Source organism: Paraniabella hibiscisoli (assembly GCF_022512515.1).
GTDB lineage: Bacteria > Bacteroidota > Bacteroidia > Chitinophagales > Chitinophagaceae > Niabella > Niabella hibiscisoli.
Map to the genome: position 1 here is coordinate 77,897 of NZ_JAKWBK010000002.1, position 24,674 is coordinate 102,570.

At 37.5% G+C, this 24,674-nt stretch carries 26 protein-coding genes, 1 tRNA gene and 5 pseudogenes; 2 read left to right on the forward strand and 30 right to left on the reverse strand.

Going from position 1 to position 24,674, the window contains the following annotated elements:
- Window positions 1-124 precede the first annotated feature (124 nt).
- From MKP07_RS43105 to MKP07_RS28985, 30 genes and pseudogenes are all read right to left on the reverse strand, one after another.
- A pseudogene (locus MKP07_RS43105) lies at window positions 125-546 on the reverse strand (glycosyltransferase).
- A 77-nt stretch (window positions 547-623) separates the two neighbouring features.
- Window positions 624-1,094, reverse strand: coding sequence for a glycosyltransferase (locus MKP07_RS28845; protein WP_240851312.1), 471 nt, complete (start codon window positions 1,092-1,094; stop codon window positions 624-626).
- 29 nt (window positions 1,095-1,123) lie between these two features.
- Entirely contained in the window at window positions 1,124-1,999 is an 876-nt protein-coding gene (locus tag MKP07_RS28850) for a glycosyltransferase family 2 protein (RefSeq protein WP_240851315.1), read from the reverse strand.
- Between the two features lie 9 nt (window positions 2,000-2,008).
- Window positions 2,009-2,611, reverse strand: a complete 603-nt coding sequence (locus MKP07_RS28855; protein WP_240851316.1) for a hypothetical protein — start codon at window positions 2,609-2,611, stop codon at window positions 2,009-2,011.
- Window positions 2,612-2,637: 26 nt separating this feature from the next.
- Entirely contained in the window at window positions 2,638-3,357 is a 720-nt protein-coding gene (locus tag MKP07_RS28860; protein WP_240851318.1) for a glycoside hydrolase family 55 protein, read from the reverse strand.
- Between the two features lie 74 nt (window positions 3,358-3,431).
- A pseudogene (locus tag MKP07_RS28865) lies at window positions 3,432-4,345 on the reverse strand (EpsG family protein).
- A gap of 367 nt (window positions 4,346-4,712) precedes the next feature.
- The gene (locus tag MKP07_RS28870) at window positions 4,713-5,393 is read right to left on the reverse strand and encodes a glycosyltransferase (RefSeq protein ID WP_240851322.1); all 681 of its coding nucleotides are present in this window, start codon (window positions 5,391-5,393) and stop codon (window positions 4,713-4,715) included.
- A 320-nt stretch (window positions 5,394-5,713) separates the two neighbouring features.
- Window positions 5,714-6,223, reverse strand: a complete 510-nt coding sequence (locus tag MKP07_RS28875) for a glycosyltransferase (protein ID WP_240851324.1) — start codon at window positions 6,221-6,223, stop codon at window positions 5,714-5,716.
- Window positions 6,224-6,237: 14 nt separating this feature from the next.
- Window positions 6,238-6,780, reverse strand: a complete 543-nt coding sequence (locus MKP07_RS28880) for a glycosyltransferase (protein ID WP_240851325.1) — start codon at window positions 6,778-6,780, stop codon at window positions 6,238-6,240.
- The gene (locus MKP07_RS28885) at window positions 6,765-7,634 is read right to left on the reverse strand and encodes a glycosyltransferase family 2 protein (protein ID WP_240851327.1); all 870 of its coding nucleotides are present in this window, start codon (window positions 7,632-7,634) and stop codon (window positions 6,765-6,767) included. The genes MKP07_RS28880 and MKP07_RS28885 overlap by 16 nt, the downstream gene beginning before the upstream one ends.
- 13 nt (window positions 7,635-7,647) lie before the next feature.
- The gene (locus tag MKP07_RS28890; protein ID WP_240851329.1) at window positions 7,648-8,406 is read right to left on the reverse strand and encodes a glycosyltransferase family protein; all 759 of its coding nucleotides are present in this window, start codon (window positions 8,404-8,406) and stop codon (window positions 7,648-7,650) included.
- Complete coding sequence (locus MKP07_RS43110) at window positions 8,331-8,576, reverse strand: glycosyltransferase family 2 protein (protein ID WP_394803715.1); 246 nt, start codon at window positions 8,574-8,576, stop codon at window positions 8,331-8,333. Before MKP07_RS43110 ends, MKP07_RS28890 begins: the two co-directional genes overlap by 76 nt.
- Before the next feature lie 238 nt (window positions 8,577-8,814).
- A complete protein-coding gene (locus tag MKP07_RS28895; protein ID WP_240851332.1) occupies window positions 8,815-9,363 on the reverse strand; it encodes an MATE family efflux transporter in 549 nt (182 codons plus the stop codon).
- On the reverse strand, window positions 9,332-9,613 hold the full coding sequence (locus tag MKP07_RS28900) for an MATE family efflux transporter (RefSeq protein ID WP_240851333.1): 282 nt from the start codon (window positions 9,611-9,613) through the stop codon (window positions 9,332-9,334). The genes MKP07_RS28895 and MKP07_RS28900 overlap by 32 nt, the downstream gene beginning before the upstream one ends.
- Before the next feature lie 223 nt (window positions 9,614-9,836).
- Window positions 9,837-10,139 (reverse strand): oligosaccharide flippase family protein, encoded by a 303-nt coding sequence (locus MKP07_RS28905; RefSeq protein WP_240851334.1) that lies wholly within the window; start codon window positions 10,137-10,139, stop codon window positions 9,837-9,839.
- Between the two features lie 62 nt (window positions 10,140-10,201).
- Complete coding sequence (locus MKP07_RS43115) at window positions 10,202-10,429, reverse strand: hypothetical protein (RefSeq protein ID WP_394803716.1); 228 nt, start codon at window positions 10,427-10,429, stop codon at window positions 10,202-10,204.
- Entirely contained in the window at window positions 10,414-10,791 is a 378-nt protein-coding gene (locus MKP07_RS43120; RefSeq protein ID WP_262919988.1) for a DegT/DnrJ/EryC1/StrS family aminotransferase, read from the reverse strand. The genes MKP07_RS43115 and MKP07_RS43120 overlap by 16 nt, the downstream gene beginning before the upstream one ends.
- On the reverse strand, window positions 10,776-11,366 hold the full coding sequence (locus tag MKP07_RS28920; protein ID WP_240851336.1) for a DegT/DnrJ/EryC1/StrS family aminotransferase: 591 nt from the start codon (window positions 11,364-11,366) through the stop codon (window positions 10,776-10,778). The genes MKP07_RS43120 and MKP07_RS28920 overlap by 16 nt, the downstream gene beginning before the upstream one ends.
- Window positions 11,363-11,731, reverse strand: a complete 369-nt coding sequence (locus tag MKP07_RS39910; protein ID WP_317236153.1) for an NAD-dependent epimerase/dehydratase family protein — start codon at window positions 11,729-11,731, stop codon at window positions 11,363-11,365. Before MKP07_RS39910 ends, MKP07_RS28920 begins: the two co-directional genes overlap by 4 nt.
- Window positions 11,716-12,281 (reverse strand): annotated as a pseudogene (locus MKP07_RS43125) (NAD-dependent epimerase/dehydratase family protein). The gene MKP07_RS39910 and the pseudogene MKP07_RS43125 overlap by 16 nt, the downstream one beginning before the upstream one ends.
- Before the next feature lie 2 nt (window positions 12,282-12,283).
- On the reverse strand, window positions 12,284-13,354 hold the full coding sequence (gene gmd, locus MKP07_RS28935; protein WP_240851340.1) for a GDP-mannose 4,6-dehydratase: 1,071 nt from the start codon (window positions 13,352-13,354) through the stop codon (window positions 12,284-12,286).
- Window positions 13,355-13,467: 113 nt separating this feature from the next.
- On the reverse strand, window positions 13,468-13,929 hold the full coding sequence (locus tag MKP07_RS28940) for a hypothetical protein (protein ID WP_240851342.1): 462 nt from the start codon (window positions 13,927-13,929) through the stop codon (window positions 13,468-13,470).
- A gap of 140 nt (window positions 13,930-14,069) precedes the next feature.
- Window positions 14,070-14,354, reverse strand: coding sequence for a hypothetical protein (locus MKP07_RS28945; RefSeq protein ID WP_240851344.1), 285 nt, complete (start codon window positions 14,352-14,354; stop codon window positions 14,070-14,072).
- A 67-nt stretch (window positions 14,355-14,421) separates the two neighbouring features.
- Window positions 14,422-15,575: pseudogene (locus MKP07_RS43130) on the reverse strand (DegT/DnrJ/EryC1/StrS family aminotransferase).
- Window positions 15,514-15,975, reverse strand: coding sequence for an acyltransferase (locus MKP07_RS28960; protein ID WP_240851348.1), 462 nt, complete (start codon window positions 15,973-15,975; stop codon window positions 15,514-15,516). The pseudogene MKP07_RS43130 and the gene MKP07_RS28960 overlap by 62 nt, the downstream one beginning before the upstream one ends.
- A complete protein-coding gene (locus MKP07_RS28965) occupies window positions 15,968-16,381 on the reverse strand; it encodes a sugar 3,4-ketoisomerase (protein WP_240851350.1) in 414 nt (137 codons plus the stop codon). Before MKP07_RS28965 ends, MKP07_RS28960 begins: the two co-directional genes overlap by 8 nt.
- A pseudogene (locus tag MKP07_RS41500) lies at window positions 16,371-16,774 on the reverse strand (sugar 3,4-ketoisomerase). The gene MKP07_RS28965 and the pseudogene MKP07_RS41500 overlap by 11 nt, the downstream one beginning before the upstream one ends.
- Before the next feature lie 38 nt (window positions 16,775-16,812).
- A complete protein-coding gene (locus MKP07_RS28975; RefSeq protein ID WP_240851352.1) occupies window positions 16,813-17,910 on the reverse strand; it encodes a GumC domain-containing protein in 1,098 nt (365 codons plus the stop codon).
- A gap of 27 nt (window positions 17,911-17,937) precedes the next feature.
- A complete protein-coding gene (locus MKP07_RS28980; RefSeq protein ID WP_240851354.1) occupies window positions 17,938-20,376 on the reverse strand; it encodes an SLBB domain-containing protein in 2,439 nt (812 codons plus the stop codon).
- A 284-nt stretch (window positions 20,377-20,660) separates the two neighbouring features.
- Complete coding sequence (locus MKP07_RS28985; RefSeq protein ID WP_240851356.1) at window positions 20,661-22,673, reverse strand: carboxy terminal-processing peptidase; 2,013 nt, start codon at window positions 22,671-22,673, stop codon at window positions 20,661-20,663.
- Window positions 22,674-23,895: 1,222 nt separating this feature from the next.
- Here MKP07_RS28985 and MKP07_RS28990 point away from each other — a divergent pair.
- Together MKP07_RS28990 and MKP07_RS28995 are read left to right on the forward strand one after the other, a co-directional pair.
- Window positions 23,896-23,972 (forward strand) — tRNA-His (locus MKP07_RS28990).
- A gap of 42 nt (window positions 23,973-24,014) precedes the next feature.
- Window positions 24,015-24,569: a hypothetical protein gene (locus MKP07_RS28995; RefSeq protein ID WP_240851358.1), complete on the forward strand. Its 555-nt coding sequence runs from the start codon at window positions 24,015-24,017 to the stop codon at window positions 24,567-24,569.
- The last annotated feature ends 105 nt before the right edge of the window (window positions 24,570-24,674 follow it).

Here is a 24,674-nt window from a genome sequence, read left to right on the forward strand (position 1 = left end):
AGCCTTATCAAACTTTTAAAAATTCATTTAGCGATTCCTTGATTTATTTTAAAAACCGATTTATATACATCATGCATTTGGTCAACCATAAAAGAGATATCAAAATTATTAGCCCTCTTCTTTCCTAATTGAACCAGCTTATCTTTCTGTTCTTTGTTTTCAAAAAGATATTTGATTTTTTCACCAAATCCTTTTCATTTCCTTTCTCAAAAGTCAGTCCTCCGTCGGCTACCACTTGAGACAAGCCAGAAACATTAGAGGCAATCAATGGAACTCCACAAGCCATCGCCTCAACAGCGGATAAGCCGAACCCTTCCCAATGAGAACTCAGTATTGCTAGATCGCACATCTTTATCAACTGATATACATCTCCACGTTGACCCAAAAAATAACACGGTCTTTTAATTTCATTTCTTTGGCAAGCTTTTCAATCTTTTGGCGCCCCAACCCATCACCTACCAAAATAAGCTTGAATTTTTCGGGCAAATAAGCTAAAGCCCGCACCACGCTTTCATGATCCTTTTCTTTCCTAAATGCAGCAACCATTATCAGCAGATTATCCGAAGTGTACAACCCCAAAGCTGATCTATCATAGGCTTCAGCTTGTTCTATAGTTGCTATATTTACACCATTATGAACAACAGCCAATTTCTTTTTGAAATCCCATAAACTCTATTCAATTCAAATGCGACCTCTTTTGTTATACAAATAATTTTCTTATAATAACTGTAAAATATCTTATCGAGGAACCGAAAAAACATTATTTCTCTTCTACGATTATGAGTGCTATGCTCTGAAAAAATTAAGGCAGTTTTTGATGCACTAAACAACTTTGCAATTACGACTAAATATTGAGCTGGAAATAGATGTACATGAATAATATCATATTGGCAAATCAGCTTCATCAGTTTAGAAATAACAAAAGGTGAAAAGTATGATCCTTTTCCTAAAGGGATTATTGTTACATTGTTTATTTTACTTAGCAAAATTTGAAATGGAGATTCTACTTGATTTATAACTGCAATGTTAACTATAGGATATTGTTCTTTTTGTATTGGAACAATGTCAACAAGCAATTTTTCAGCGCCTCCCATTTCGAGACTATTTATAACATGTAAGATTTTCATTTTTTCAAGTTGTCTTTTAAACATGCTACAAATATTATCGGTAGAAGCAAAATAGATAACATGATGTTAACCCTTCTAGCTTTGTAAAGCAAAGTATCACTCAAAAAGCGGGCAAATCTCCAATAATTGATAATTGCTTTGCATTTTATTTCAAAAGGAATTAAAGATTTTGAAAGTTCTTCATAAAACAAGGCCGAGCCTTGAGGAGCTTTTTTCCTCACCTCGTATATTCTTGCGCTAAGTCCACCCTCTAAATATTCCGCGTTGTAATAAATATCTGATGTCCAAAGCATTTCAAAATTGCGCGCAATACGATTAAAAACCAAAGCCTCGGGGCAAAACTTTTCGTCTTGAAATTTAGGAAAAGGAAATTTTTTAAATATATCGGTTTTAAAAACTTCAGCCATATCACCTTTTAATTTAAAGCGGTAACGAAAGTCAAAAGAGTTTGCAACGAAATCTTTGTAATAAAAATCAGACCCAATTAATTGGCTGTTAAAATGCGCCTTTCTACCAACAATACCAGCTATTTTATCATTGAACCTTACTTGGGGATATTTTGATAAAATAAGTTGAATACAATTTGGCGGCAATTTATCGTCACTATCAACTATGAAGAAAAGTTCATATGTAGCTATGCTTAAACCGGTGTTGATAGCTATATGCTTCCCCTGATTTTTCTGCTGATAGAAGTGAATATGGAAATCTGTCTCTTTGGAAACCATTTCTGACACAACCCGGACAGTATCATCACTAGAGCCATCATCTACTATAACCCATTCCAATCGCTTGTCTGTTTGAGCTTTTAAACTATACCATAATTGTTTTAATAAGTGGGCTCTATTGTAGGACGGTGTAAAAACTGTAATCACTTTTTAGCGCTATTTTATGAATTTATTCAATGTCCGATCAATTGTATCTCCATTTACATTTAACGATTTTTCAACAGCAAATACGTTATTCTTTATTACGCTTTTTGATATTTTTTTACTAGAACTACCTGTTGCCTTGTCTTTAAATAGAAAAGCTCCAAATTTACTTACAAATTTATTGTTTTGGACTGTGAGAGCTTCAGCGTCTGAAGTAATAAACTCTAGGCATTGCAATTGGTTACCTGAAAATTCAATATTGGTAACAATTTCATTACTACTTTTTCCTTGACCAATAAAGGCTCTTAACGATTGAGAACTGTCTACAAAAATGTTGTTCAGTAGCTTTACATTACTGCTTGTGATTGACAAAAGTTGTTTAGGCATGTAGCTATTACGTTCGATTTTAGTTACGGTAATAATGTTATTTTCAATAATACTCCCATTATTTGAATTGTATCCAATCAAAAGGATCGGAGCACTAGTGTATAAAATAGGATTAACCTTCGAAGTAAGGTTTTTATTTGAGATCTTGTTACTTCTGATTATTTGTGGCTGGCCATAATTATTCCATAAAACTATTCCTGACACACATCCCTCAATTATATTACTCAATACCTGAGATGTGCCAGTAATTAGTTCTACGTGTACACCCCTATCATACCCGCTGATAGTGTTTTTTCAACAGTACCATTCTTAGATTTTTCGTACTCAATACAGATACCAATACGTCCCAATCTTCTTGTAGTCACATCGTTTAGTACACTATTTCCTTTAATAAGGTATTTACTTGTCCAACCAATATAAATGCCATCTCCGTGATTGTCCATCAGATCTCCTGAATTGCCAGTTACGTTTTTTAATTTGCAGTTAATTACAGATACAAAATCATTGTGATAAGATGCAACGCCAGCAGAAGCAAAAAGATTTTCAATTTCAAGATTTTGTACACTCATACTCTTCAAATACTCTCCCACAAACGCCCATTTTTCCGGATTTCCCTTTCCCTTGCTTTTAATATCCCGTCCCAAAACCTTTCCTCCGTTAATAATAAGAGAAAGTTTGGTAATGGTCTTAGCATTGGGATCTGTTAATGATCGAAATCTAAAGCCCTGGAAATTATTTTCAAATAATAGTATAGCGTCCTTTTCCATGCGCCATTCCAAGCTATTAAGCATTAAAAAAATATACCCATTTCCGTTTACACCACTACGTCGCCTTGTCAGGCCATTTAATCTATAATTTCCATTTGGAACAAATAATACTCCTCCTCGTTCACATACCATCTCAACTGACCTGTCAAAAGCCCTTGTGTCATCGGTAACGCCATCGCCCTTCGCACCCTGATCTTTTACATTCACTGTGATTGCATATGCGTATGCGATATTAAAAATAACTAACAGTATAGTAAATAACATTTTCATCAAAACACAATTTAACTGAAAAGAAAACTGCTATAAGGTAAATACCCTGAGCCATCGTCGAATGTCAATAACTCCCTGAGATAAACAGCCAAAATGTAAATCACAATTCCTAAAAATAATCCTAATCCTATTTTTTTATTTTGAGGTATATCTACCAGCCCCGCCAATACACCTATATAGCCTAACAGATAATACCCCTTTAGACGTGAGACTATGGAGAAATCTGCAAATGAAATAGTAAGAACAAAATAAACAATGTAAAAATTAAATAATAAATGAAAGTTGGGGATTGTTTGCGATAACTTGTCTTTATATATCAGTATAACGATAGTTAGAGGAACCAATTCGAAAAAATTCAATATGTTGACTCCAGTTTCTCCTTCGAGATACATATTTAATTTTTCTGAACCAAATGGAAGTAGTGAAGCAATAGCTGTACCTGTATAGCGCCCTAAATGCAATAATCCAGCTATAGCCGCTAGTAAAAAGCATATGATAGTTACTTTTTTATTTAAATTCAATTTATAAATCCAGTAAGCAGGAAGAAAAATAATTGCACTTGTATGAAAAAAACTAGCAATTATTATCATTATTAAAAAAAACAAGAACTTTCGTCTTAGGATAAAACCAATCGCTAAAAAGCAAATCACCATTGCAATTATCTGTCGTTGTGCTGTAAAAAATAATACAGATATCCCTTACCCATAAAGATCACGATAGATAAATAGAGATATTTTTCATATTTTAAAAAGGACGCAAGTAATAAAAAACTACACACAACGCCGAGAAACAGGAAAAAAGCATTAAAATCTAAACCAAGGGACTTGAAAACAGTCATTATATATATATAGCCTGGTTCACAACTGATTGTCAAAAACGGCTCTACATCGCCTGATAGGTACTGCCCTGGGTTTTCAGGTGCCATACCAAAAAATACTCATACATGCGATAGTCAAAGCCTCCAATATCTTGTCTTGTTCCTGAAAAGATGCCAATAATAAGCGCAGAAAATGATAAAGAAAGCCAACGAATATCTTTAGTTATTATAACGCTATTACTTTTGCTAACAAACTGAATAATTGCTAAGGCAAAAAAAGTATATATATAACGAGATAGAGTGTCAAATCTTACTATTTAATTCCGGATAACCGAATCGAGTACATTCAAAAATTTGGAGAATACAATACTAGATTGATAATGGGTCAAAAATATATGCCTTGAGTAAGCATTAAAACGAGGCTTAAAATTTAGTGTTGCATTATTTATGTATTGAATATATTCTTTGTCACTATTTAATCTGGCGCGGCTTCTGTTATGTCAACTTCATCATATCCCTCCAATGCTTCGTCAGAGGCCAAGAGATTTTTCCCATACATTAAAGCCTCTGCTGTTTTAGTTTTCATACCACTACCAGAAAAAATGGGGGATATTACGAAATCAGCATCTTCATAATAAGGTGTTAAGTCGTCCACTTTTCCAATTATATTTACCGCAGAATGCCTGATCTTTGGAACATAGTTTTCAAAACCTTTACCAATAACGTTAAATGAAAAAGGAATTTTTAAATAGGGTATTACCCGCTCAATAAAAAAATTAACAGCCTGCTCGTTAGGATAAAACCTTGATCCTACAAACACCAAATTCAACCTATTTGTGTCGGATAGTTTCCCTGTTTCTCGATCTAATTGCGGAGTGTATGTATCAGGGAGAGAAGTTGGTAAAACTTCATTCGCATGCCGTCCATAAATATCTTTCAAACGGTATGAATCTCTTCTATTTAACGTGATTATCACATCACTGTGCATTACAGCCGAATGTTCAATTCTTTTTACTACTCCCAAGGTTACCCGGTGACGTAATTTCTTTTCAATTTTAATAAGTTGCTGAAAATAATCATATTCGACATTATGAAAGAATGTAATAATCTTTAAACTGGGAATGCGAGACCGAAGCATCTCTGCCAAATTTCCCAACAGTGATAAATCAATGTATATCAAATCTATTTCTTTCGTCGTTATAAATTCTGAAAGTTCTTTTAGCTTATGAGAGGATACATTGTAAAAACCTCCCTAATCAGATTTATGAAAAAAGATAATCCCGTCTGAGTTTCAAAATTATTATAAACAAAAGTATTGGTATCACCAAAATACATTTTACAAAAGCTCAGATTTCGATCCATTATCATTTTGCCTCCAGCCATCTCCCGTCTGGTAGTTATAAATAAACATTTTCTAATTTTAACGGTATCCATTAACGATTATGTGGAATTAGCGGTTAACGAAATTAACTTTTACTACATAAATTGACCAACTATAATCTCACCAAATGCGGCGTTGAGTCTTCTAGTATATGCTTGTAAACCATATTTTGTTCCGTAATAACTGTGCAGAAATTCTCTCTGATTATTATTTTGTTCATGTAACCTCTTTATTTGAGCCAGAAAATCCTCATTTATAAGTTCCACACCGGGGTCGTTGTTTTTAACGAATTCTCCAACAGCGCCTACTTGTCTACCCAATACAGGAATACCAGCACAGAGGGCTTCTAAAGTAACCATTTCAAATCCCTCGTACATGGAAGGAAAAAACATTACGTTTCCCGAATTATAAAATTTGTTTAGAGCTTCGGATCCTTCCAGGCCGATGGAAACTGATGTTCGGGTAAAATGGCTAAATAGATGAGTATTGTGGGCATTGTTACATGCAATTTTGAAATAAAATTCATTTGACCCCTCGATTGCATCCGCCAGCTCTAAAAGCTTATCAACCCCTTTGCCATAGTCCAGCCTACCACAATATAACACGGTGATATATTTCTCTACGTCATTTTTTTTTTTAGGAAAAAAGCTGTGGGATCAACACCGTTATTAACAACAGTGAAGTTCAGATCCCTTTTTGTATAAAACTTTTTTATTTCCTCTATAGCATTTTGTGACACCGACAAAATTTTCTGAGCATTAATACATGCTTTCTTTTCAAGCCAGAATAAAATCTTGGCGGACCGCCCTACAACAGAACCTACCGCAGTTGCATAACCTTTCATCGTACCATGTACAAAAAGATAATCCGTCCGGAAAAAAGGTGCATTAAAGCCATGTGCTATTTTAATATCGCCGTTTTTCCTTTTGTTAGCAACAAATAAAGAAGCAAGGAAAGAAAAGGATACAATGTGTAATTTTTTGAAGATTTGAAGATATACCTGTCCTAAAAACGAGCGCTCAATTAAACCCTTATCTACTATCACCACTTCAAATCCTTTTTGTATCATAATTTGCTGAAGATAATAACACACTTTTTCTACTCCACCTGCATTCTTCACTCCGTTATAGGAAACCAGATAACATTTTAATTTTTCAGCCATCTTCGTGTAAGGTTTTTAAATCCGGACAAAAGTAGATTTTTTAAAAATATGGCTTCCACAATAATTCTGCTCTTGGCTTCACCATTAATAGCTCTGATCTTCGCCCAGTTTTTGGTCAGGAAATAATGATTATTGACGAAGCTGTAATAATACCATTTGTACTTTCTAGCAGAATGAGAGCCTCCGGTAGCAATTCCACGGGGAAGATTTACCTGCACAGCCTTGGAATCATAAAAAACTACTGCTCCCTTAATCGAACATCTTACGAAAAAATCTGTTTCCTCCCTGTAGCAATTTCCTACAAATCTTTCATCAAATCGCACCTCCTTGGCTATAGTAGTTTTGACTAGTGCCGAAGCATGGGTAAAAAGTACAGGTCGGGGATCTGTTACATCGTAATGAAAATATGTCTTTAATTCATTAATGTCCACCAAAGGTGCTCGCGGAGGAAGCAACAACGTATTATTTTTTACAAAGGAGGTTATATCTTCATCATGAGTCATGTACATGGCTTTTGCCCCACATATATCAGCCTTGTATTGTTCGCAGGTTGCCAGCAGCGCTGGGATCGATCCAGGTAAAAGCACGCTATCATCGTCTCCGAAATAGATCCACTCGGTACGTGTGTGATCAATGCCTGTATTCTTAGCTACTGTTTGCTTGGAATTCTTAGCAAGTTTAATGTATTCAATTTCCTTAATTTCTTTGGCCAGGGATTGAACGACCTGCTCTGTATTGTCGGTAGATGCGTCATCCACAATAATTATCTTGCTGACACCTTGCTGCAAATAAGTAGGCACAGTACGTCTCAATAAGTGCGCTCTATTGAAGGATGGTATTATTACGGTTACCATAAAATATGCTGCTTTAACCTTTTTGTTTTAAGAATACTTTACTTAAAAACGCTTGTGCTTTGATGACTAGGGGTGGACTTTGAAGCTTGATTAAGTTGGCGAGCAATTTATTTCGAAAGTCATAATTTTGATACCATGTACCCAGCTCTTGCCGGCACTCCGGATTAGATATATAAGCGCCCCTGACACGCGGGTCTATATAGCGCCTGCAATCTAAACGACTCGAACAGTATTTTTTCAATATTTCTAATTCGGCTTCGATGGAACGAAAATTCCGCCTTTTGCTGATATTTTCACCATGGGTACGATAGTATGCTAAAACTTCTGGAATGTAGAGAACATCATATTTTGTAGCGGTTCTCAGCCAATACTCCCAATCTTCTATCCATATATTTTCATCAAAAAAGCCTAGTTCATCAAATACCTGTTTTTTTAATATTACCGATAACGCAGGTATAAAATTTTGCTGTAAAAGATCTGAAAAGATATTTCCTTCAGGAACTTTATTCGGATTGGGATGAAGTAACCCTCCAATAGCGGTACCCGTTTCGTCAATATAACCCGCGTTAGTGAAAGCCCACTTGTAATCTTTCTCATTCATTGTATGGATACAGGATGACAAGTAGCGGCTATCCAATATATCATCAGCAGCAATTAGTTTGATAAAATTACCCTTACAAAAACGTAGACAGGCATTTAATACAAATACCAGCCCCTTATTTTTTTCATTATAAACTTTGGCAACAGGTTCAATATTATTTTTTCCAACCATTTATCAAATGTCTCCCTGGAGTTGTCAGGTGAAGCATCATCCGCAACGATCAGTTCCCAATTTGAATAAGTTTGAGATAGTATGCTATCCAAGCATTGTGGTATATATTGAGAATGATTGTAGCTAACAACAATTATCGAAACAGGCATATTTGGGTTTGAAATCATCATTAAATATTGTAATATCTGAACGAAGCTATTATACTTTTTGATTTTTTATTTTCATGTATTAGGACATCAGATACTCATTAAGAAAATCTTTGCCTTGCCATTTTAATAATTGGTACTCTTTTATTAAGCTCACGTCCACAATATACAACGGTGATTATTGCTATTAAAGCAAGTATAAAATATCGCAGTAAAATTAAATTACAAAAAACGGACACTATTAAGCCCAGAAGTCCTAATATTAAAACTCTAAAAATATCATAATTGAGGTATTTTGGAAAACGAAACCATACCTTTTTTTTGCAACTATAGTAATTATAATAAAATATAGCGTATAAATTAAAATAAATGAATAACCTAAACCTTGCAATCCGAAAAGATTGTAAAAAAGTATGTTAATCAACAATTGAAGACCATTTCCTAAAACACCTTCTAACCAGAAAAACAATCTTTTATCTCCTTTAGCAAAAGAAATGTAGCCCAGTGGGTAAGAAGCAGCCTTCAGTAAAACTCCAAAAGCCATTGCTATGACAATCGGAACAACCGCTATGAAGGTCTTACTTAGAAGAAGTTGAACAACAAATGGTGCTAAAGCTATCATACAAGATGCTATAGGAGCAACAATTAAAATTACAATTTCAAACTGGCTGTTAATAAAAGAATTTCTGGTTGGAACATCATTAACAACTGCAGACAATTTTGGAAAATAGTCTGCAGCCATGGCTGTAAACACTAGGCCTAAGTATTGATTAGTAATACTATTGGCCCCTTGAAAAAAAGCCGACATCATCTAACCCTCCGTTTTTGGTGATGTAAATATTTAAAACATAAGAAACAAGGTTACCTAATATCGTTGCTATCATCAGGATTGCGCCAAGTGCCATCATACGTTTGCTATTGGCTAGGAACTTTGAATTTTTTAACTCTGTATAATTGTAATTTAAATTATCCCTACTAAGCCAAAGATTTATGGATAATGTTGCAGCTGCAACCAAAATCATTGCCGGAACTATACCTTGTAACCCCCAAAAGTAATACAAAGGAACGCCGATAAGAAGACTTAATATAGAACCTGAGATACCACTGATTGCTATTTTTTTAACTGACCTGTACCTTGAAGAATTGACTGTTCTCCATTTAATAATGTTGTAAAAAGGATAAATATTGAAAGTAAAATGAAATCTGATGTATGTGTAGTATCGCTAAACGTAAAAATACTAAATTGCCGAGAAAAGGTTAAACAAGCTAGCGCCCCTATTGAACCTAAAAAAAGATAAGGAATCGTACGTTTAATATAGTTTTTCTCAAATTTTCAGAATTCCTACTTGCTTCAGCCTGAGCTATATCTTTAACAGCCGTTAGATTGACCCCACTAGAACTAAATTGCTGGATGATATTGGTGGTATTTGCTAACAATGATGCTAAGCCCATGCCGGCAGGCCCCAGTAATATCGCTATTACTTTTGCCCTAACTAAGCTTATTAAAATAGAAACAACCTGTGATCCTCCGAATATAGCAGATCCTTTAAGAATTGATTTATATATACTACCTTTTTCTGTAGACATGAAAATTATATAATGTTATTATACCTTTCACTACAAGTCCAATATATAAAATATTGACTTTTTTAAAGTTTTCTTAAAATGTCTTTAAGATATAATAGCTCTTTTGTAAGATCAATCTGGTGGTTCCCTACAAAAAAGCCATTTTTATCAAGATATTCTGCGTTACTTACTTTTCCATGAATTTCATAATCGAAGTATTTAAGCACTTCATTTTTAGTAAAATCCCCGGTTACAATGGGCCGGCAATCAATTCTTGCTTCCTGAAGCAGGGTAATTATATCCTTACGCAATAAAGTCGAATCCGGATGTACGATAAGACTGAAACCGAACCAGCTGCTTTCGGAAAGTTCCCTTTGGATAATAAACCTGCTGTCATTTTGAAATAACTGCCGGAAAAGAACTGCATTCTTTTTTCTTTGCTCAATAAAGCCTGGAAGTTTTTAAGTTGTTCAATGCCGATGGCGCCACTCATTTCTACAGGTCTCACATTGTAACCCGGCAATAAAAACTTGAATGATTCTTCGAAGGGATCATCACTTTTGGTGGCAATACTATTATCTTTTGGTAACTGGCGGGTCCATCCATGTGCCCGCAAACAAACCAATATATGATAAAGCTCCTGATCATCTGTAACAATTAAACCACCCTCCATCGTGGCCATATGATGCGAAAAAAAGTGGAATAAGTTCCCATAAGCCCAAAAGTGCCCGTCTGCTGCCCCTTATAGGTAGCGCCTAAAGATTCACAATTATCTTCGAGAAGTAAAATGTCGCGGCTTCCGATAATGTCCTTTATTTTATCGAAGTCGTTTGGATTTCCCAGCAGATTTACCGCAAAAATCATTTTGGTTGAAGGTGTTATCGCCGCAGCCAGTTGTTCAAGATCGAAATTTAACGTATGAAGATCTACATCTACAAACTTCAATTTTAAACCATATTGATATAATGGGTAATAGGTAGTGGCCCAGGATACAGCTGGAACGATTACTTCATCCCCTCTTTTCAACCTTGGAATTTTGGTGTAAAACAAGGCGGCAATTGCAAGCAAGTTTGCCGACGATCCTGAATTAACCATTACCGCATGTTTTGCACCTACATACTCAGCAAAGCGTTCTTCGAATTCTTTAACCTTAGGTCCCATAGTATACTGGTCTCTCTCAATTACAGAGTGTATGGCCGTTAACTCTTTATCATCCCAGGTAGATGATGCTAGCGGAAATTTAATCATTGAACGTAGCTTTTATAATATGAATATGTTTTTTCAAGTCCTTCTTTAAGACTGTATCTATGCTTCCAGCCAAACTCACTGAGCAATGTATCATCGATAAGCTTCTGCTTCATACCAACCGGTTTAGATAGATCGCGTTCAAAAAATCCTTTATAACCACAAACCTCACCAACCATTTCATAATATTCATTAATGGTATAATCTTCGCCTAGCCCAACGTTTAAAACGCCTGGCATGCGCCCAAAGTTATTTAAAGCATATATGATGAAATCTGCAAGATCGCCGGCATACATAAATTCTCTTCTGGCAGTACCGTCTCCCCATATTTCAACCTTTTCCTGGTTTCTTTTTACCGCATCATCGATTTTTTTATAACTGCCGGTATCATATGAGAATGCCTGGGATCAAATTTATCATATGGCCCATATAAATTGCAGGGAATAGCCGTTTTATATAAAAAATCGGGATGCTGCTGGTTTATATACTGGCAAAACTTTGCAACAACTATTTTAGCAATCGCATAACCTTCATTAGTAGGTTCAAGACTTCCTTTTAATATGTACTCTTCTTTAAGAGGATTGGTTGCATCCGCGGGTACATGCAGGAACTGCCTAAATTAAGTAAGTTCTTAATTCCAGCTTCTTTTGATGCCATCACTATATTCCGTCCTATATCCAGGTTACTGGAAAGAAAACCCAGTGGGTCGCGCATATTTGCCTGTATACCCCCTACCAAACCAGCAGCATGAATAATAAAATCTGGCTTATTTTCCTTTATGAATGCAAGCACTTTCTCGTAATTTCTAAGGTCCAGCTCATTGCTCGAGGGGGTTAAAAATATATAAGAAGAGGCTGAGGGGTGCTTTGTCAGATTTTTTCCAACCATTCCACCACCTCCTGTGAGAAATATTTTCATGACTAATAATTGCTATTAAAATTCTTTACATGTTTAAGATCACTTTCCATCATAATTTTAACCAACTGTTCAAAAGATGTTTTCAATGGATCCCACTTCAACAGCGCTTTTGCTTTTGCAGGATCCCCAAGAAGTGTCTCTACCTCAGCCGGTCTGAAGTACTTAGGGTCCACTTCTACGAGAACTTTGCCTGTCTGCTCGCAAATACCTTTCTCCTTAACTCCCTTGCCCTGCCAGATAATATTAATGCCGGCTTCTTTGAACGCCAGCGTACAAAATTCTCTAACCGAACGTTGTTGCCCGGTAGCGATTACAAAATCCTCCGGCTGATCATGCTGAAGCATTAACCACATACATTCAACATAGTCCTTAGCATAGCCCCAGTCCCGCAAAGAATCTAAGTTCCCCAGATATAATTTATCCTGTTTGTCAAGCGCAATTCTAGCAACAGCCAATGTAATTTTTCGGGTAACGAACGTTTCTCCCCGACGCTCACTTTCGTGGTTAAATAAAATACCATTTACGGCAAACATTCCGTAAGATTCACGGTAATTTTTGGTAATCCAGAAGGCATACAGTTTGGCAACACCGTAAGGACTTCTTGGGTAAAAGGGAGTGGTCTCTTTTTGCGGTATTTCCTGAACCAAACCATAGAGCTCAGAGGTTGAAGCTTGGTAAACTTTTGTTTTCTTTTCCATGCCCAAAATTCTGATAGCCTCCAGCAATCTTAACGTACCTACGGCATCGCTTTCTGCTGTATATTCCGGTACATCAAAACTTACTTTTACATGGCTCTGTGCTGCTAGATTATATATTTCGTCAGGTTGAGTTAACTGTATAATTCTGATCAGTGAACTGGAGTCGGTCATATCTCCATAATGCAATTCCAGCTTTCTTTTATTGTGCATATCCCTAACTAACTCGTCAAAGTATAGGTGTTCAATTCTGCCGGTGTTAAATGTAGAAGATCTCCTGATAATGCCATGTACTTCATACCCTTTTTCAACTAAGAATTCTGCTAAAAATGATCCATCCTGACCTGTAACACCTGTTATTAATGCTATTTTCTTCATAAAATATAATAATTATAGTTTTACACTCCCACGCATATTGTATCTGAATATAAAATCCTCAACCTAGTATTAGATAACTATTGGTTCGCCCTTTAATTAATATTATCTAAAGATTATCCATTGGAGCGGGTTATAAACTCATAATCTGCTAATTGAGAAGTCGTCATTGGCAGATTATAAAATTTACGAAAATCGATCTGTAAGCCCTGTTTCCATTTTTTTAAAAGCTCTTCAATGCTAAAATTACCGAGAGCTGGGTTAATGTATTCTGTTTGAGTTAAATTAGCATGCACACATACCGCAATGGCATTCTGGGTGCAAAGTCCTTGTCTTTTTTCGAAAAGAGGTAAATATACCTGTAATGCAGATTCCAAAGAGTTAGGGGCTTTAAAGTTTACGACTTTAAGGATGGATAACAGCTCAACTCTTGAGAACAGGTAAGCTGTAACGCCTAATGGGTAGTTCCAGTCTGAAACTTCCTTGATCTCACTCCAATCGAAACCATACAAACCTTGTTCGGTTTGCGCAAAACTAGGCAGTCTTAGCTTCTTTAATAATACTGCACTATAGGTCAAGTCTAAACCTCTAGATAAACTAAAAACTGTGCTAAATGGATTAATATTCTTGAACGTATGATAGTCAAATGTGTGCGTTATAATTATATCATCAACATAGGTTATTAAAAGCCCTGAATTATCTTTTTCAATAATATCAATCAGTTGTTTTCTAAAATTTGTTTCCTCAATAAATACGATTTTTTTGAAGAAAAAATATGCTGAAGATCAATGTAAGATTGTTGATGGTCAACTGTACTGGCCTTGTACAATACAACCAGTTTCCCGAAATTGCGGACTTGCTCAAGGTAACTCATAATAAAAGCATGCAACTGCATGGCACGATCCTTCGAAAACACAATTGATAATACTTCATCATTTGAAGGAGAGAGAGAGAGTCTTAGCTCGTTATAAAACTTCGCATCCTCATTATTATTATTAGCCAAATAGTTTTTGCTTACAATCCTATATCAAAAAAATTAATAACTTTTTGAACTATTCTTTTTATCATTTTCACTGATTATTTATAATATCGATTATTTTATCTACCTCACGATCTGTAAGCACGGGACTTATGGGCAAGCTCAATACCTCTTTATGAATTTTTTCTGTAATAGGATATGAGTAATTATTCAAGTCTTTGTAACATTCCTGTTTGTGTGGCGGAATGGGATAATGAATCAAGGTTTGGATACCCTGATCAGAAAGGTGGCCCTGCAATTGCTCCCTGTTTGAAGTTCTTATAACAAAAAGATGCCAGGAATGCTCATCCTCATTTTCAGGATTGCCAGGTAATATCAGGTTGGAGTTTGTAATTTCAGCAATGTATCGTTTAGCTATATGCCTGCGGAGTAAGTTATCGGCATCTAAGTAGTTTAGTTTCACATCCAGCACAGCGGCCTGAATTTCATCTAAACGGGAATTTAATCCCTGGTAAATATTTTTATATTTTTGATGAGACCCATAATTTGCCAAAGCCCTGATTACGTCGGCTAACTGTCTATCACTTGTGGTTACAGCGCCACCATCTCCTAAAGCGCCCAGGTTTTTTCCAGGATAAAAACTAAAACCCGCTGCATCGCCAAGGTTACCCGTTTTTATACCTTTGTAGGACGCCCCAATAGCCTGCGCATTATCTTCAATGATTTTAAGATTGTATTTTTTGCGAGTTCTTCTAATTCAGAAGACCAAACAGCACGACCATATAGATGAACAATCATAATTGCCTTGGTCTTACTGGTAATTGCACTTTCAATCCGAGTAATATCGATATTATAGGTTGCTATATAGGGTTCAACTAAAACTGGTTTCAAATTACAATCGGTAACTGCCAGTATTGACGCAATATACGTATGGGCAGGTACGATCACTTCATCGCCGTGATCGATAACTCCTAAAGTTATATATCCTTTCAATATCAAGCGTAAGGCGTCCAACCCGTTTGCCACTCCGATTGCATTTGGAGTGCCAAGGTACCGGGCTAAATGCTCCTCAAAATTTCTTACTTCATTCCCCAAAAGATACCAACCACTGCGAAAAGTACTCAATATCTTTTCTTCTATTTCCTGTTGATAAGCCAGGTTTATTTTTTGAAGATCTAAAAATTTAATCATAAACTTCTTTGTTTTTTGCAGGATTTCCAAGCCAGACTTCGTTTGGTGGAACATCTTTAGTCACTACACTTCCTGCTCCGATAAGCGCATTTTCCCCAATGACAATACCCGGTAAAATAGTAGCGTTGGCACCGATTGAAGCTCCCTTTTTCACTAACGTTCGATTTAGCCTGAACTCGCTATTTTTTGAACGCGGCATTAAATCGTTGGTAAATGTTACATTGGGGCCAATAAAAACATTGTCCTCCAAGCTAACTCCATCCCAAATTTGCACGCCAGGCTTTATGGTTACATTATCCCCGATTAGAACATCATTCTCAATAAAAACCTGGCAGTTGATATTGCAGTTTTTGCCTATCACTGCTCCTTTTAAAATAACACAAAATTGCCAGACCATTGAGCCTTCTCCAATTTTGGATGATTGTACGTCCGCGAGAGGATGTATTTTAAGCATTTCTAAAATTTAAAAAATGTTCATACTCCCTGATATAATCCTTTTCATCATATTCATGCGATGCCAATACCAGACACACACTCCCACTTGAAAAGCCGTTCATCTCCCGCCAGATACCTGGTTTTATATGCAAAGCTTTATTAGGATGGTTCAGAAAAATGGTTCTCTTGTTCATTCCGTCATCCAATATAAAATTAAAAGACCCACTGGCAGCAATAACGTATTGCTGTAACTCATAATGGGCATGGCCTCCTCTTTCAGCATCCATCGGTACATCATATAGATAGTAGATCCTTTTAATTCCAAAAGGTATATTAACATTGTTTTCTAAAACAGAAATACTACCTGAATCATTATGAACTACGTCAATGTTCACTATTTTACAATCATCCACCTTATATTTCATTTCGAGTGGTTTTAAACTGATTAAAATCCCTGATATAATCATCCGCATTATACTTCTTATCCGATACAATCAAAGCAAGGGAATTAGTCGAAAAATTCTCCATATGTCTCCAATACATATTGGGTACATACAGGCCGTAGTATGACCTGTTCAAAGAATATATTGTTGGCGTTATTCCATTGTGAAGCACAACGTCAAAGCTACCTGAAAGTGCAACTATAAACTCATTTTGCTCTTTGAACGCATGCCCTCCCTAATTTCTCCGCCAGGTACATCGTATATCCAATAAGTTCGTTCGATAGTAAAAGGTAACTGTTGCGGTGATTGGAAAAAGGATAAATTGCCCCGCTTGTCTAGTATTTTTGGCAATTGAATTATTTCAGGCTTTTTCAAACTTTTAAAGGGTTTATAAGTATGATATAGAAAACTAATCAGCTTCTTAACGCATCTTTTATTATCTTTCTTAAAATCAGTACCAAAACGATTAAAATACCGCCAATAAATGTCCCTATTATAATGCCTTTCAGCTTTCCAAACCTGGTTGTATCCAAAGGTAATATAGGTTCATCCACAATCTGTATTAACGGAGTTTCCTTTAACAAGGATATCTTGCTCAATTCCAGATTTTGTAAAAGTGATGCGAAAACTCCCTGACTTACTTCTGCGCTTACTTTTGCGTTTTCAATGGGCGCAATTCTTTGTGCCATCCGCGTAGGGTTTTGATTGGGTGTAGCGTCTGCTATAACGGCAGCCCGGTTAATTGAGCCTCGCATTAAGTCCCTCACCGAATCGGTTTTAGCTTGCAAAATTGCTACATTTTCTAAAGATTTTTGCGTTTTTGTATCCAGATAAAATTTGTTTACTGTAGACACAATAACTTCATTGAAGGCTTTTGCAAATAGTTCATCATTATTTTTTACAGTAATTGCCATCAAACTCATTTTCTTATCCTGTTTCCTAACTTCAAGGTTTTGCGCGGTTAACTGCTTAACAATCTGCCCTAAAATGCTGTCGTGAATTATCTGCTGTTTAGCATTGATATATTTATTGTCTGTATTAAATTTAATATTATGTAAATCGGGACGTTTAGCCCAGCCTTCTCTTGTTTTACTTGTCTCCAGATATCGGTCAATTAATAGCTGTGAAACGCCGTTAAAACTGTATGGTGTTAGTAATGCTTTAGTGATCATAGCACGTGATTTGTACAATTCAAGTATATTTTCGCCCTGGAAAAGCCCACCACCACCTCCAATATCTATGCCTATCATAGACGCAACACCAGCATACTGCCCCAAACCTCCTTTGGCACCACCGTTCTCCAAAACAAAAGTGGTTGTAGCCGTAAAAATAGGTAACTTGCTTGACGCATAAAACAGACCCAACACTGCACCAACCAGTGCAAAGGCGATTATCAGGTACCATTTTTTCAGCAAATACCTAAGCCATCGTCCTACTCCTAAAATAATTTCTTTTAATGAAATCTGGTCCACGGAAGACGGATTATCTGTTGAATTCACTTGTCCCTGCATACTATGTTGTTATACTATAATAAAGAATTATGGTCTTAATATTGCAAAAATAAGTGCCGCCAATGAAGCAACCCCCGTTCCTATACCTATCCAAGCCTGAGCAGACATCCGATCCTTTATCGGTTTTTGCGGTACCAATATTTCCGCACCGGGCTTTATCCCCGGGTATTTATTAAAGAACACTGCTTTACGGGTGCCCTCTACCGAACCGTTGGCATGACTGATGAAAGCGCCTCTTTTTAAAGCCTGGCTGGTAAACCCGCCGGCGCTATTAACATAGTATTTAAATGGACGGCCGGGCACATATACTACATTAATAGGGCGTAAAACCTCACCAGAGACCTTTACCGTTTGCAACATCGTTGGTATTTTTATTACATCACCTTCTTCCAAAATAAGATCAAAACGTGACTGTGGATTACTCAGGATCTGCTCGAGCTTTATACCTACCAGGTCGGAACTAAGACTAACGCCGGCAGCTGCATCAGCGCTGGTATTGCGATTTAACCTTTTTAGATTCAGGCTTTGCAAACTATCTTCAATGGGTTCATCGTTTACATTCAAAGTATTGCTGGTGGATGGGCGTTTTAATGAGGCTCCTTCAGTATACGCAAAAGCAGTCAATCCGCCTGCACGTTTAATAACATCAGATATACGCTCATTCTTTGATTGTATGGTATAAATACCCGGACGTAAAACCTCACCTAGTATTTGCACTTGTTTAGGTGTAGAATAACCTTCGGCCGCTCTCACTGAAACCATATCATAAGGCTGTAAGGCAAAAGAAGCTTCCTGTAAAGAAAGGCTATCGCTAACCTGCACTGTGAATACCTGGGCTACCTGGGCTGTTTTCTGAGTAAGATCGGTAGTTTTCACACGGCGCGATACTTCGATATTGACGGGACTACCACCTTCCTTAAAACCGCCTGCCATTTGAATGATCGTCTCTACCGTTAAATTATCAGCATAGCTAAAAGTCCCGGGATTCCTTACCTCACCCGCGATGCTTACCGTTTGCTCATCCCTCAGGTCAAAAATGGAAGAAATCTGTATCACATCGTCTTTCTTTAAAACAATATCCGATCCGCCCCCTCTCATGGCCTGCGCCACATCAAAAGAAACCACGGAAGTGGTGTTATCGGCGTTCATGCGAATAATGTAGCCACGGTTCATAAAAACGTCTGGCGTTAAGCCATCCGCCTGCTGTATTAACTGTGTAAGCGTAAGACCTGGTTTATATTCGTACATGCCGGCACGGCCTACTGCTCCTACAATCTGGATGCTGTTTTCAAAACGCTCAAAAATAGGATCCACAAATACCTTATCACCATTTTTAGGTGAATAGTTGGGGAACTCTGTTAAAGGCTGCACAATGATCTTTTGGGCATTGGCTGTGTTCTGGATAATCTTTACCCTCGCTTTATAAGCTTTGTCTGAAAAACCTCCCGCATATTTCAATACGTCCACCAGCGACTCATCGGGACGTATTTCATAAATAGCCGACCGCTTTACTTCTCCCAATACATCTACCCTTACCTGGTAAACGGGTACACGTATCACATCCTGGTCCTGCAGCCTTACATTTCCATTTTGAACACCGTTGATTAAAAAGTCGTATAAATCTATATTGGCTACCACCCTGTTACCCCTGATCAGCTCAATATTACGGAATGAACCATTTTGGCTGGGCCCACCCGAGGCATATAAAGCGTTAAATACACTGGCAACTGAAGGCAATGTATAAGTGCCCGGCTTGGTTACCTCACCGGTAATAATTACTTTAATACTGCGAATATTGCCTAGGTTTAAAGCTAGTTGGGTACGTCCTGAGTTTAAACCAGGATAAGTGCCCGACATTTGGCTTCTTAATTTGCTTTTGGCCTGCTCAATAGTTAAACCACCTACTGATATTCGCCCCACGTATTCCAACGAAATAGATCCTTCGGGGGAAACAGGCAATTTATAACTGGCTTCATTGTCGCCTGTAAGGTCGAGCAATAATACATCATCGGGGCCGATTACATAGTTAGCGGGCGTGGCAATACGTAAATTAGGCTCAAAAGACGTAAAACCTGAGCTAAATAGCTCTGAACCAAATATTCTCGATCTTCTTGCGACATTATTTACGGGTTGCGTAGTATCATTTTCGGCTACCTGGCGTGTTCTGTCTTGAGATTCCTTATTATTATTGCTACCACTTAATTTAGACATCCGGTCTTTCAGTTTCTGAATTTCCATGGCGTCCATTCCCCTGGCTGTAGCAGCCTGCTCTAGCTGAGCTTCCGACAAACCAGATCCACCTATACGTTGCATCATTTGCTGTACCTGGGCATCAGACATATTATCTACTTTAATATTGCCTAAGTCGCCGGGTACCTGCGAGGAAGTCTTCGTATCTTTTGAAGTTGACGTCGTGGGAGTTTGTCCTTTGGGATCAGACTGGGCATTTGCACAGAAGCCGCTCATTAATCCACTCAAAACCAGTAGTAGTGTAAAAATCCACTAATGTTCATCCTAAAGCTTCGTTTTTGAAAACTAAAGCCCCAAAAAGATTTGTTATAATGTTTCCCTTCGGGGAGAAAAGATTCTTCTCTACATTTCATATTTGTCATAAGATTATGGACGGCTGTGTTATACACAAATTGCGTGCAAATTTAGTGTTCTGGCCTCTTATTGCCCTGGTTTTTTTACACATAAAAAAATCTGCCAGCCCGGGGCTAGCAGATTTCGTATTATTAAATATACACTTTTTATTTATTCATTGCAAAATTCTTGGCTTCCACAATCATATCGTCCATTACCTGGCCGGCCTGGTTTAAATAAATATCTTCGCTTAAGATCTTGATCCACTGTTTTAAGCGATCCTGCTTGTTCTTATCTTCTTTATATTTATCCAGTTCCAAAGGCAATAATGAAACGCTTAAGTTCTTTTTGAGCTTTTGGGCAGCGATGATCTGATCTGCTTTGGCCTTCACCTGTTTCTTCTCCGCTTTGTACTGGTCGATGTTTAAAGAATAGCTTCTTTCGTTTTCATCAGCTAGCCAAGCTGCATTTCTCTTAATGATCTGGAAGGAACTATCATTCTGTAAACGACTGTTGCTTAATTGTTTAAGCGTATTCATGTCATATTCAGAGGCCCATGGCGTAAAATTAGACTGGTTGATCTCATCGTACTTTAAAGCAAACTCATTGTCTTTTTCTCTCAGCTTTAAGGTTTCGATCTGGCTGGGTAGTACAATGTCAGACTCTACACCTTTTAATTGTGTTGATCCGCCGCTTATACGGTAAAACTTCCGTAATGTCAACTTCACCGCACCCAGGTCTCCGCCACCATCTCTTTTAAACCCTGAATGATCGAGGCCGATATTTTGCTGAACAGTACCCTTTCCATAAGTTGAAGTGCTACCGATAATCACGCCTCTTTTATAATCCTGGATGGCCGCTGCAAAAATTTCAGACGCAGAAGCGCTAAACTCATCCACCATTACCGCTAACGGACCAGTATATAAAACCGATTTATCCTCATCCTTCAGTACCTGTGCACCATTGCCCCTGTCTTTTACCTGTACTATCGGACCATCTTTGATAAATAAGCCTACCATCTGTACCACATCATATAAGGATCCGCCGCCATTTCTACGCAGGTCCATAATAATACCATCCACTTTTTCATCCTTCAATTTCTGCACTTCGCGGGCAACATCGGTAAAGCTTCTTCTGCCGTTAGGATCGTTGAATGGTACATAGAATTCGGGTAAATAGATAATACCTACTTTGGTATTCTTCACACTATCTCTTAAAATTGCACTACGTGCGTAGGTATCTATATCATTTTCAATCTTTTCTCTTACCAGCGACACTTCCTTTACTGTTCCATCGGGCTTTTTGATCGTCAATCTCACGGTGGTGCCTTCTTTACCCCTGATGAGTTTAACCGCATCCGATACATCATAACCCAGCATATCTACCGGCTGGCCATCCTTTCCCTGGGCCACTTTGGTGATCAGATCTCCCTGGGCTAATTGACCTGATTTAGCTGCCGGGCTGCCTACATTAATGCTGATGATCTTTATCAACCCATCCGAATACTGCAAACCAGCCCCAATACCAAAGAAGCTACCGCTTAATTCTTCATCGAAATAGCTTTTATCTGCCGGCGGGAAGAACTCCGTATGCGGATCCATGGCCGTAGTAATATTATCTACAAACAGGTTGAATTTATCTTCTTCGGTAAATTTCACTTTATAGCGATCGAACATGCGCGTCATCATCGTATCGATCTTTTCGCGTGATTCTTTCTCTAATTGGGTATCAGACTTGGCTGATTTGGAAGAGGTTTTGCCCTCCTGCAGATCAACAAAACGCTCCAAAGCATAATATTTCAGCATTTTTCTCCAGCGATCTTTACGTTCTTCCACGCTACCGGGGTATTGGAGTTTTTTGCCATTCAACTCGGCATTTTCATCCAATTTAAAATCAAATGGCTGAGATAGTAATTGGTTTTTCCACTGGGCAGACTCTGCAATTCTCTGGTCAAATACTTTCGAAATGCCAATAAAACTCTCTACCGGCGCGCCGTTCATTTCATCATCGATCCTGTCAGCATACAAGGCTGCCAAAGAATCTATATCCCGTTTCAGAAATATGTTTTTCTTAGGGTCCAGGTCTTCCAGGTATTTATTGAATACCTTTTTAGAAAAATCGTCATTAATAGCTTTCGGATCATAATGTCCCTGAGAAAGTAATTTGGACACCATGGTCATGATCAACTCATATTTACCAACATCATCCTTGTTCGGAATTATTTTGTTTTTGAAAGCGAAAAAGATCCTGCCACTATCACCAACAATATCAAAAACGGAAGCCTCTTCATATTAAATATGTATTTAAAAAATTTTACCACACTCAAAATTAACGTTTAAAACTCATCTTATTTATCTATTTAAGAAAAGATTTGGAAATAACTGGGGGCAACAAAAGCCGGTTATTTAATGGTCACCCCACCATCATTTGTCGACAACAATGCCGTTAATATGGACGATACACTCCCATACTTTCCACAAGCTGTTAAAAATTCGTGCCAATAAAGTTGTGGAGTCCATCTTGCTCTTTCACTGGTAGTAGCATCGTCTATTTAGAAATAGAGGAATTCGTGTAATCTGTCCGGGAAAAATACCAAACAGGGCGCAGCTTTTTTCAGGATAGAATAATCTGTGCCATTTTTTTGTCACAAAACCAATTGCCTGAAAAATAGGACGCACCCGTAAGGCAAGCAGTTCAGCCAGGTTTTATGGAAGCCTGATAGCATTAATATGATAATTTCTCTTGTCTTACTATGGATCGGGTGTATTTCAAATTTTCACTAAAGTCATGACGTCCGAAGTGGAGCGTCTGGGAAATAGTAGAGATTTTCTCGGGCGGATGCATGAATCATTAATATGTCGCTGCGATGCAGCTCTACCCCTTTGTGATTATTGTTTTATTAGTATATCGCAGCTATGCTGCTTTTATTGTTTTGATCATTGCCGCACAGCGGCATCGTATTAATAGCTGCCATAATAATTCGTCAGTTATCTGAGCTGCGTAGCAGTGATATATTCTGTTTCAAACAAGAGGAATTGATGCGATCGCCCTGAAGATTTCCCGACAGGCTCAAAGGGATTTACAAAAGGAACTATAGCATAAGCGAAAATTTGAATTGCACCCCTATGCATCCATGGTGTATAAGTAAAAGGATAAATGCAGACTTTTTAATAAGCCTATCCTAAACTGGAAGAAGTCAGTAAAATCGAAGTGCTATTTTGCATTAATATTAACAATTACTGTTGTCTAGCCAGGATTTGACGGTCTGACGATTCTGGTCAAAACATCAGATGAGCGCACTGAAGATCGTCGAAGCAATGAAGTAAAAAGAAAATCTTTTAAAAAGACAGCAAAAAATTTCACCGCAATTGATTTTTTACCTACATTTGCTGCCCTTAAACGGTGGTTGTAGCTCAGTTGGTTAGAGCATCTGATTGTGGTTCAGAAGGTCGCCGGTTCGAGACCGGTCATCCACCCCAAACCCTGAATATTTTGTTCAGGGTTTTTTATAACTTTTCTCTATGAATCCCTGGCTTTATTCGATCCCCCTGGTTTCTGCACTCATTGGTTGGATTTTCAACAGTATCATCTACAACAAATTTATTAGCAGCTACCTGCCTGGCAGGAAAAAGGCGATTGCAACTTTAATTGCAGAAAAAGCGGAGCAATTGCTGCCTTTTTCTAAAATAGAGGAAAAGATTGGAGATCCGGCATTAGTGGAAAAAGCTATGCCTATGATTGAGTCGCATATTGACGAATTTCTTACTGTAAAACTGCCCCAGGAAATACCCATGCTGGCCATGTTTGTGGGTAATAAAACCACGGATAAGATCAAAGAAGTATTTATAACCCAGCTGAGAGCTTTGTTTCCCAAGGTAATGGGTACTATCGTAAATGATTTTAAAGGATCGCTGAATCTAAAACAGGCAGTAGCAACGGAGATTGACAAAATAGATATTGCGGCTTTATTGAAAGAAAAACTATCCGGACCAGCTAAAAAATTTGCCCTGGCCGGAATGCTGCTGGGCCTTTTAACGGGCATACTCAACCTGTTGCTATTCTATATACTCGCTTAACTATCTCATAGCGTGTTTTTTCCATTCATACACGAATGGGCACGCTTATAATTAAAAACTATGATCCGTACAAGTTACAGGGGTTTTTCGCGTCAAACCCTAAAT

Excerpts from the sequence above, each read along its gene's own strand:
- MKP07_RS28965 (WP_240851350.1), bottom strand. The coding sequence starts at position 16,381 with ATGAAATATAAGGTGGATGATTGTAAAATAGTGAACATTGACGTAGTT.
- MKP07_RS28980 (WP_240851354.1), bottom strand. The coding sequence starts at position 20,376 with ATGAGCGGCTTCTGTGCAAATGCCCAGTCTGATCCCAAAGGACAAACT.
- gmd (WP_240851340.1), bottom strand. The coding sequence starts at position 13,354 with ATGAAGAAAATAGCATTAATAACAGGTGTTACAGGTCAGGATGGATCA.
- MKP07_RS28960 (WP_240851348.1), bottom strand. The coding sequence starts at position 15,975 with ATGCTTAAAATACATCCTCTCGCGGACGTACAATCATCCAAAATTGGA.
- MKP07_RS28995 (WP_240851358.1), top strand. The coding sequence starts at position 24,015 with ATGAATCCCTGGCTTTATTCGATCCCCCTGGTTTCTGCACTCATTGGT.
- MKP07_RS28895 (WP_240851332.1), bottom strand. The coding sequence starts at position 9,363 with ATGATGTCGGCTTTTTTTCAAGGGGCCAATAGTATTACTAATCAATAC.
- MKP07_RS28890 (WP_240851329.1), bottom strand. The coding sequence starts at position 8,406 with ATGGTTGGAAAAAATAATATTGAACCTGTTGCCAAAGTTTATAATGAA.
- MKP07_RS43110 (WP_394803715.1), bottom strand. The coding sequence starts at position 8,576 with ATGATGATTTCAAACCCAAATATGCCTGTTTCGATAATTGTTGTTAGC.
- MKP07_RS28845 (WP_240851312.1), bottom strand. The coding sequence starts at position 1,094 with ATGGGAGGCGCTGAAAAATTGCTTGTTGACATTGTTCCAATACAAAAA.
- MKP07_RS43120 (WP_262919988.1), bottom strand. The coding sequence starts at position 10,791 with ATGGAGGGTGGTTTAATTGTTACAGATGATCAGGAGCTTTATCATATA.
- MKP07_RS28985 (WP_240851356.1), bottom strand. The coding sequence starts at position 22,673 with ATGACCATGGTGTCCAAATTACTTTCTCAGGGACATTATGATCCGAAA.
- MKP07_RS28975 (WP_240851352.1), bottom strand. The coding sequence starts at position 17,910 with ATGCAGGGACAAGTGAATTCAACAGATAATCCGTCTTCCGTGGACCAG.
- MKP07_RS28880 (WP_240851325.1), bottom strand. The coding sequence starts at position 6,780 with ATGGCTGAAAAATTAAAATGTTATCTGGTTTCCTATAACGGAGTGAAG.
- MKP07_RS28885 (WP_240851327.1), bottom strand. The coding sequence starts at position 7,634 with ATGGTAACCGTAATAATACCATCCTTCAATAGAGCGCACTTATTGAGA.
- MKP07_RS28920 (WP_240851336.1), bottom strand. The coding sequence starts at position 11,366 with ATGATTAAATTTCCGCTAGCATCATCTACCTGGGATGATAAAGAGTTA.
- MKP07_RS28905 (WP_240851334.1), bottom strand. The coding sequence starts at position 10,139 with ATGTCTACAGAAAAAGGTAGTATATATAAATCAATTCTTAAAGGATCT.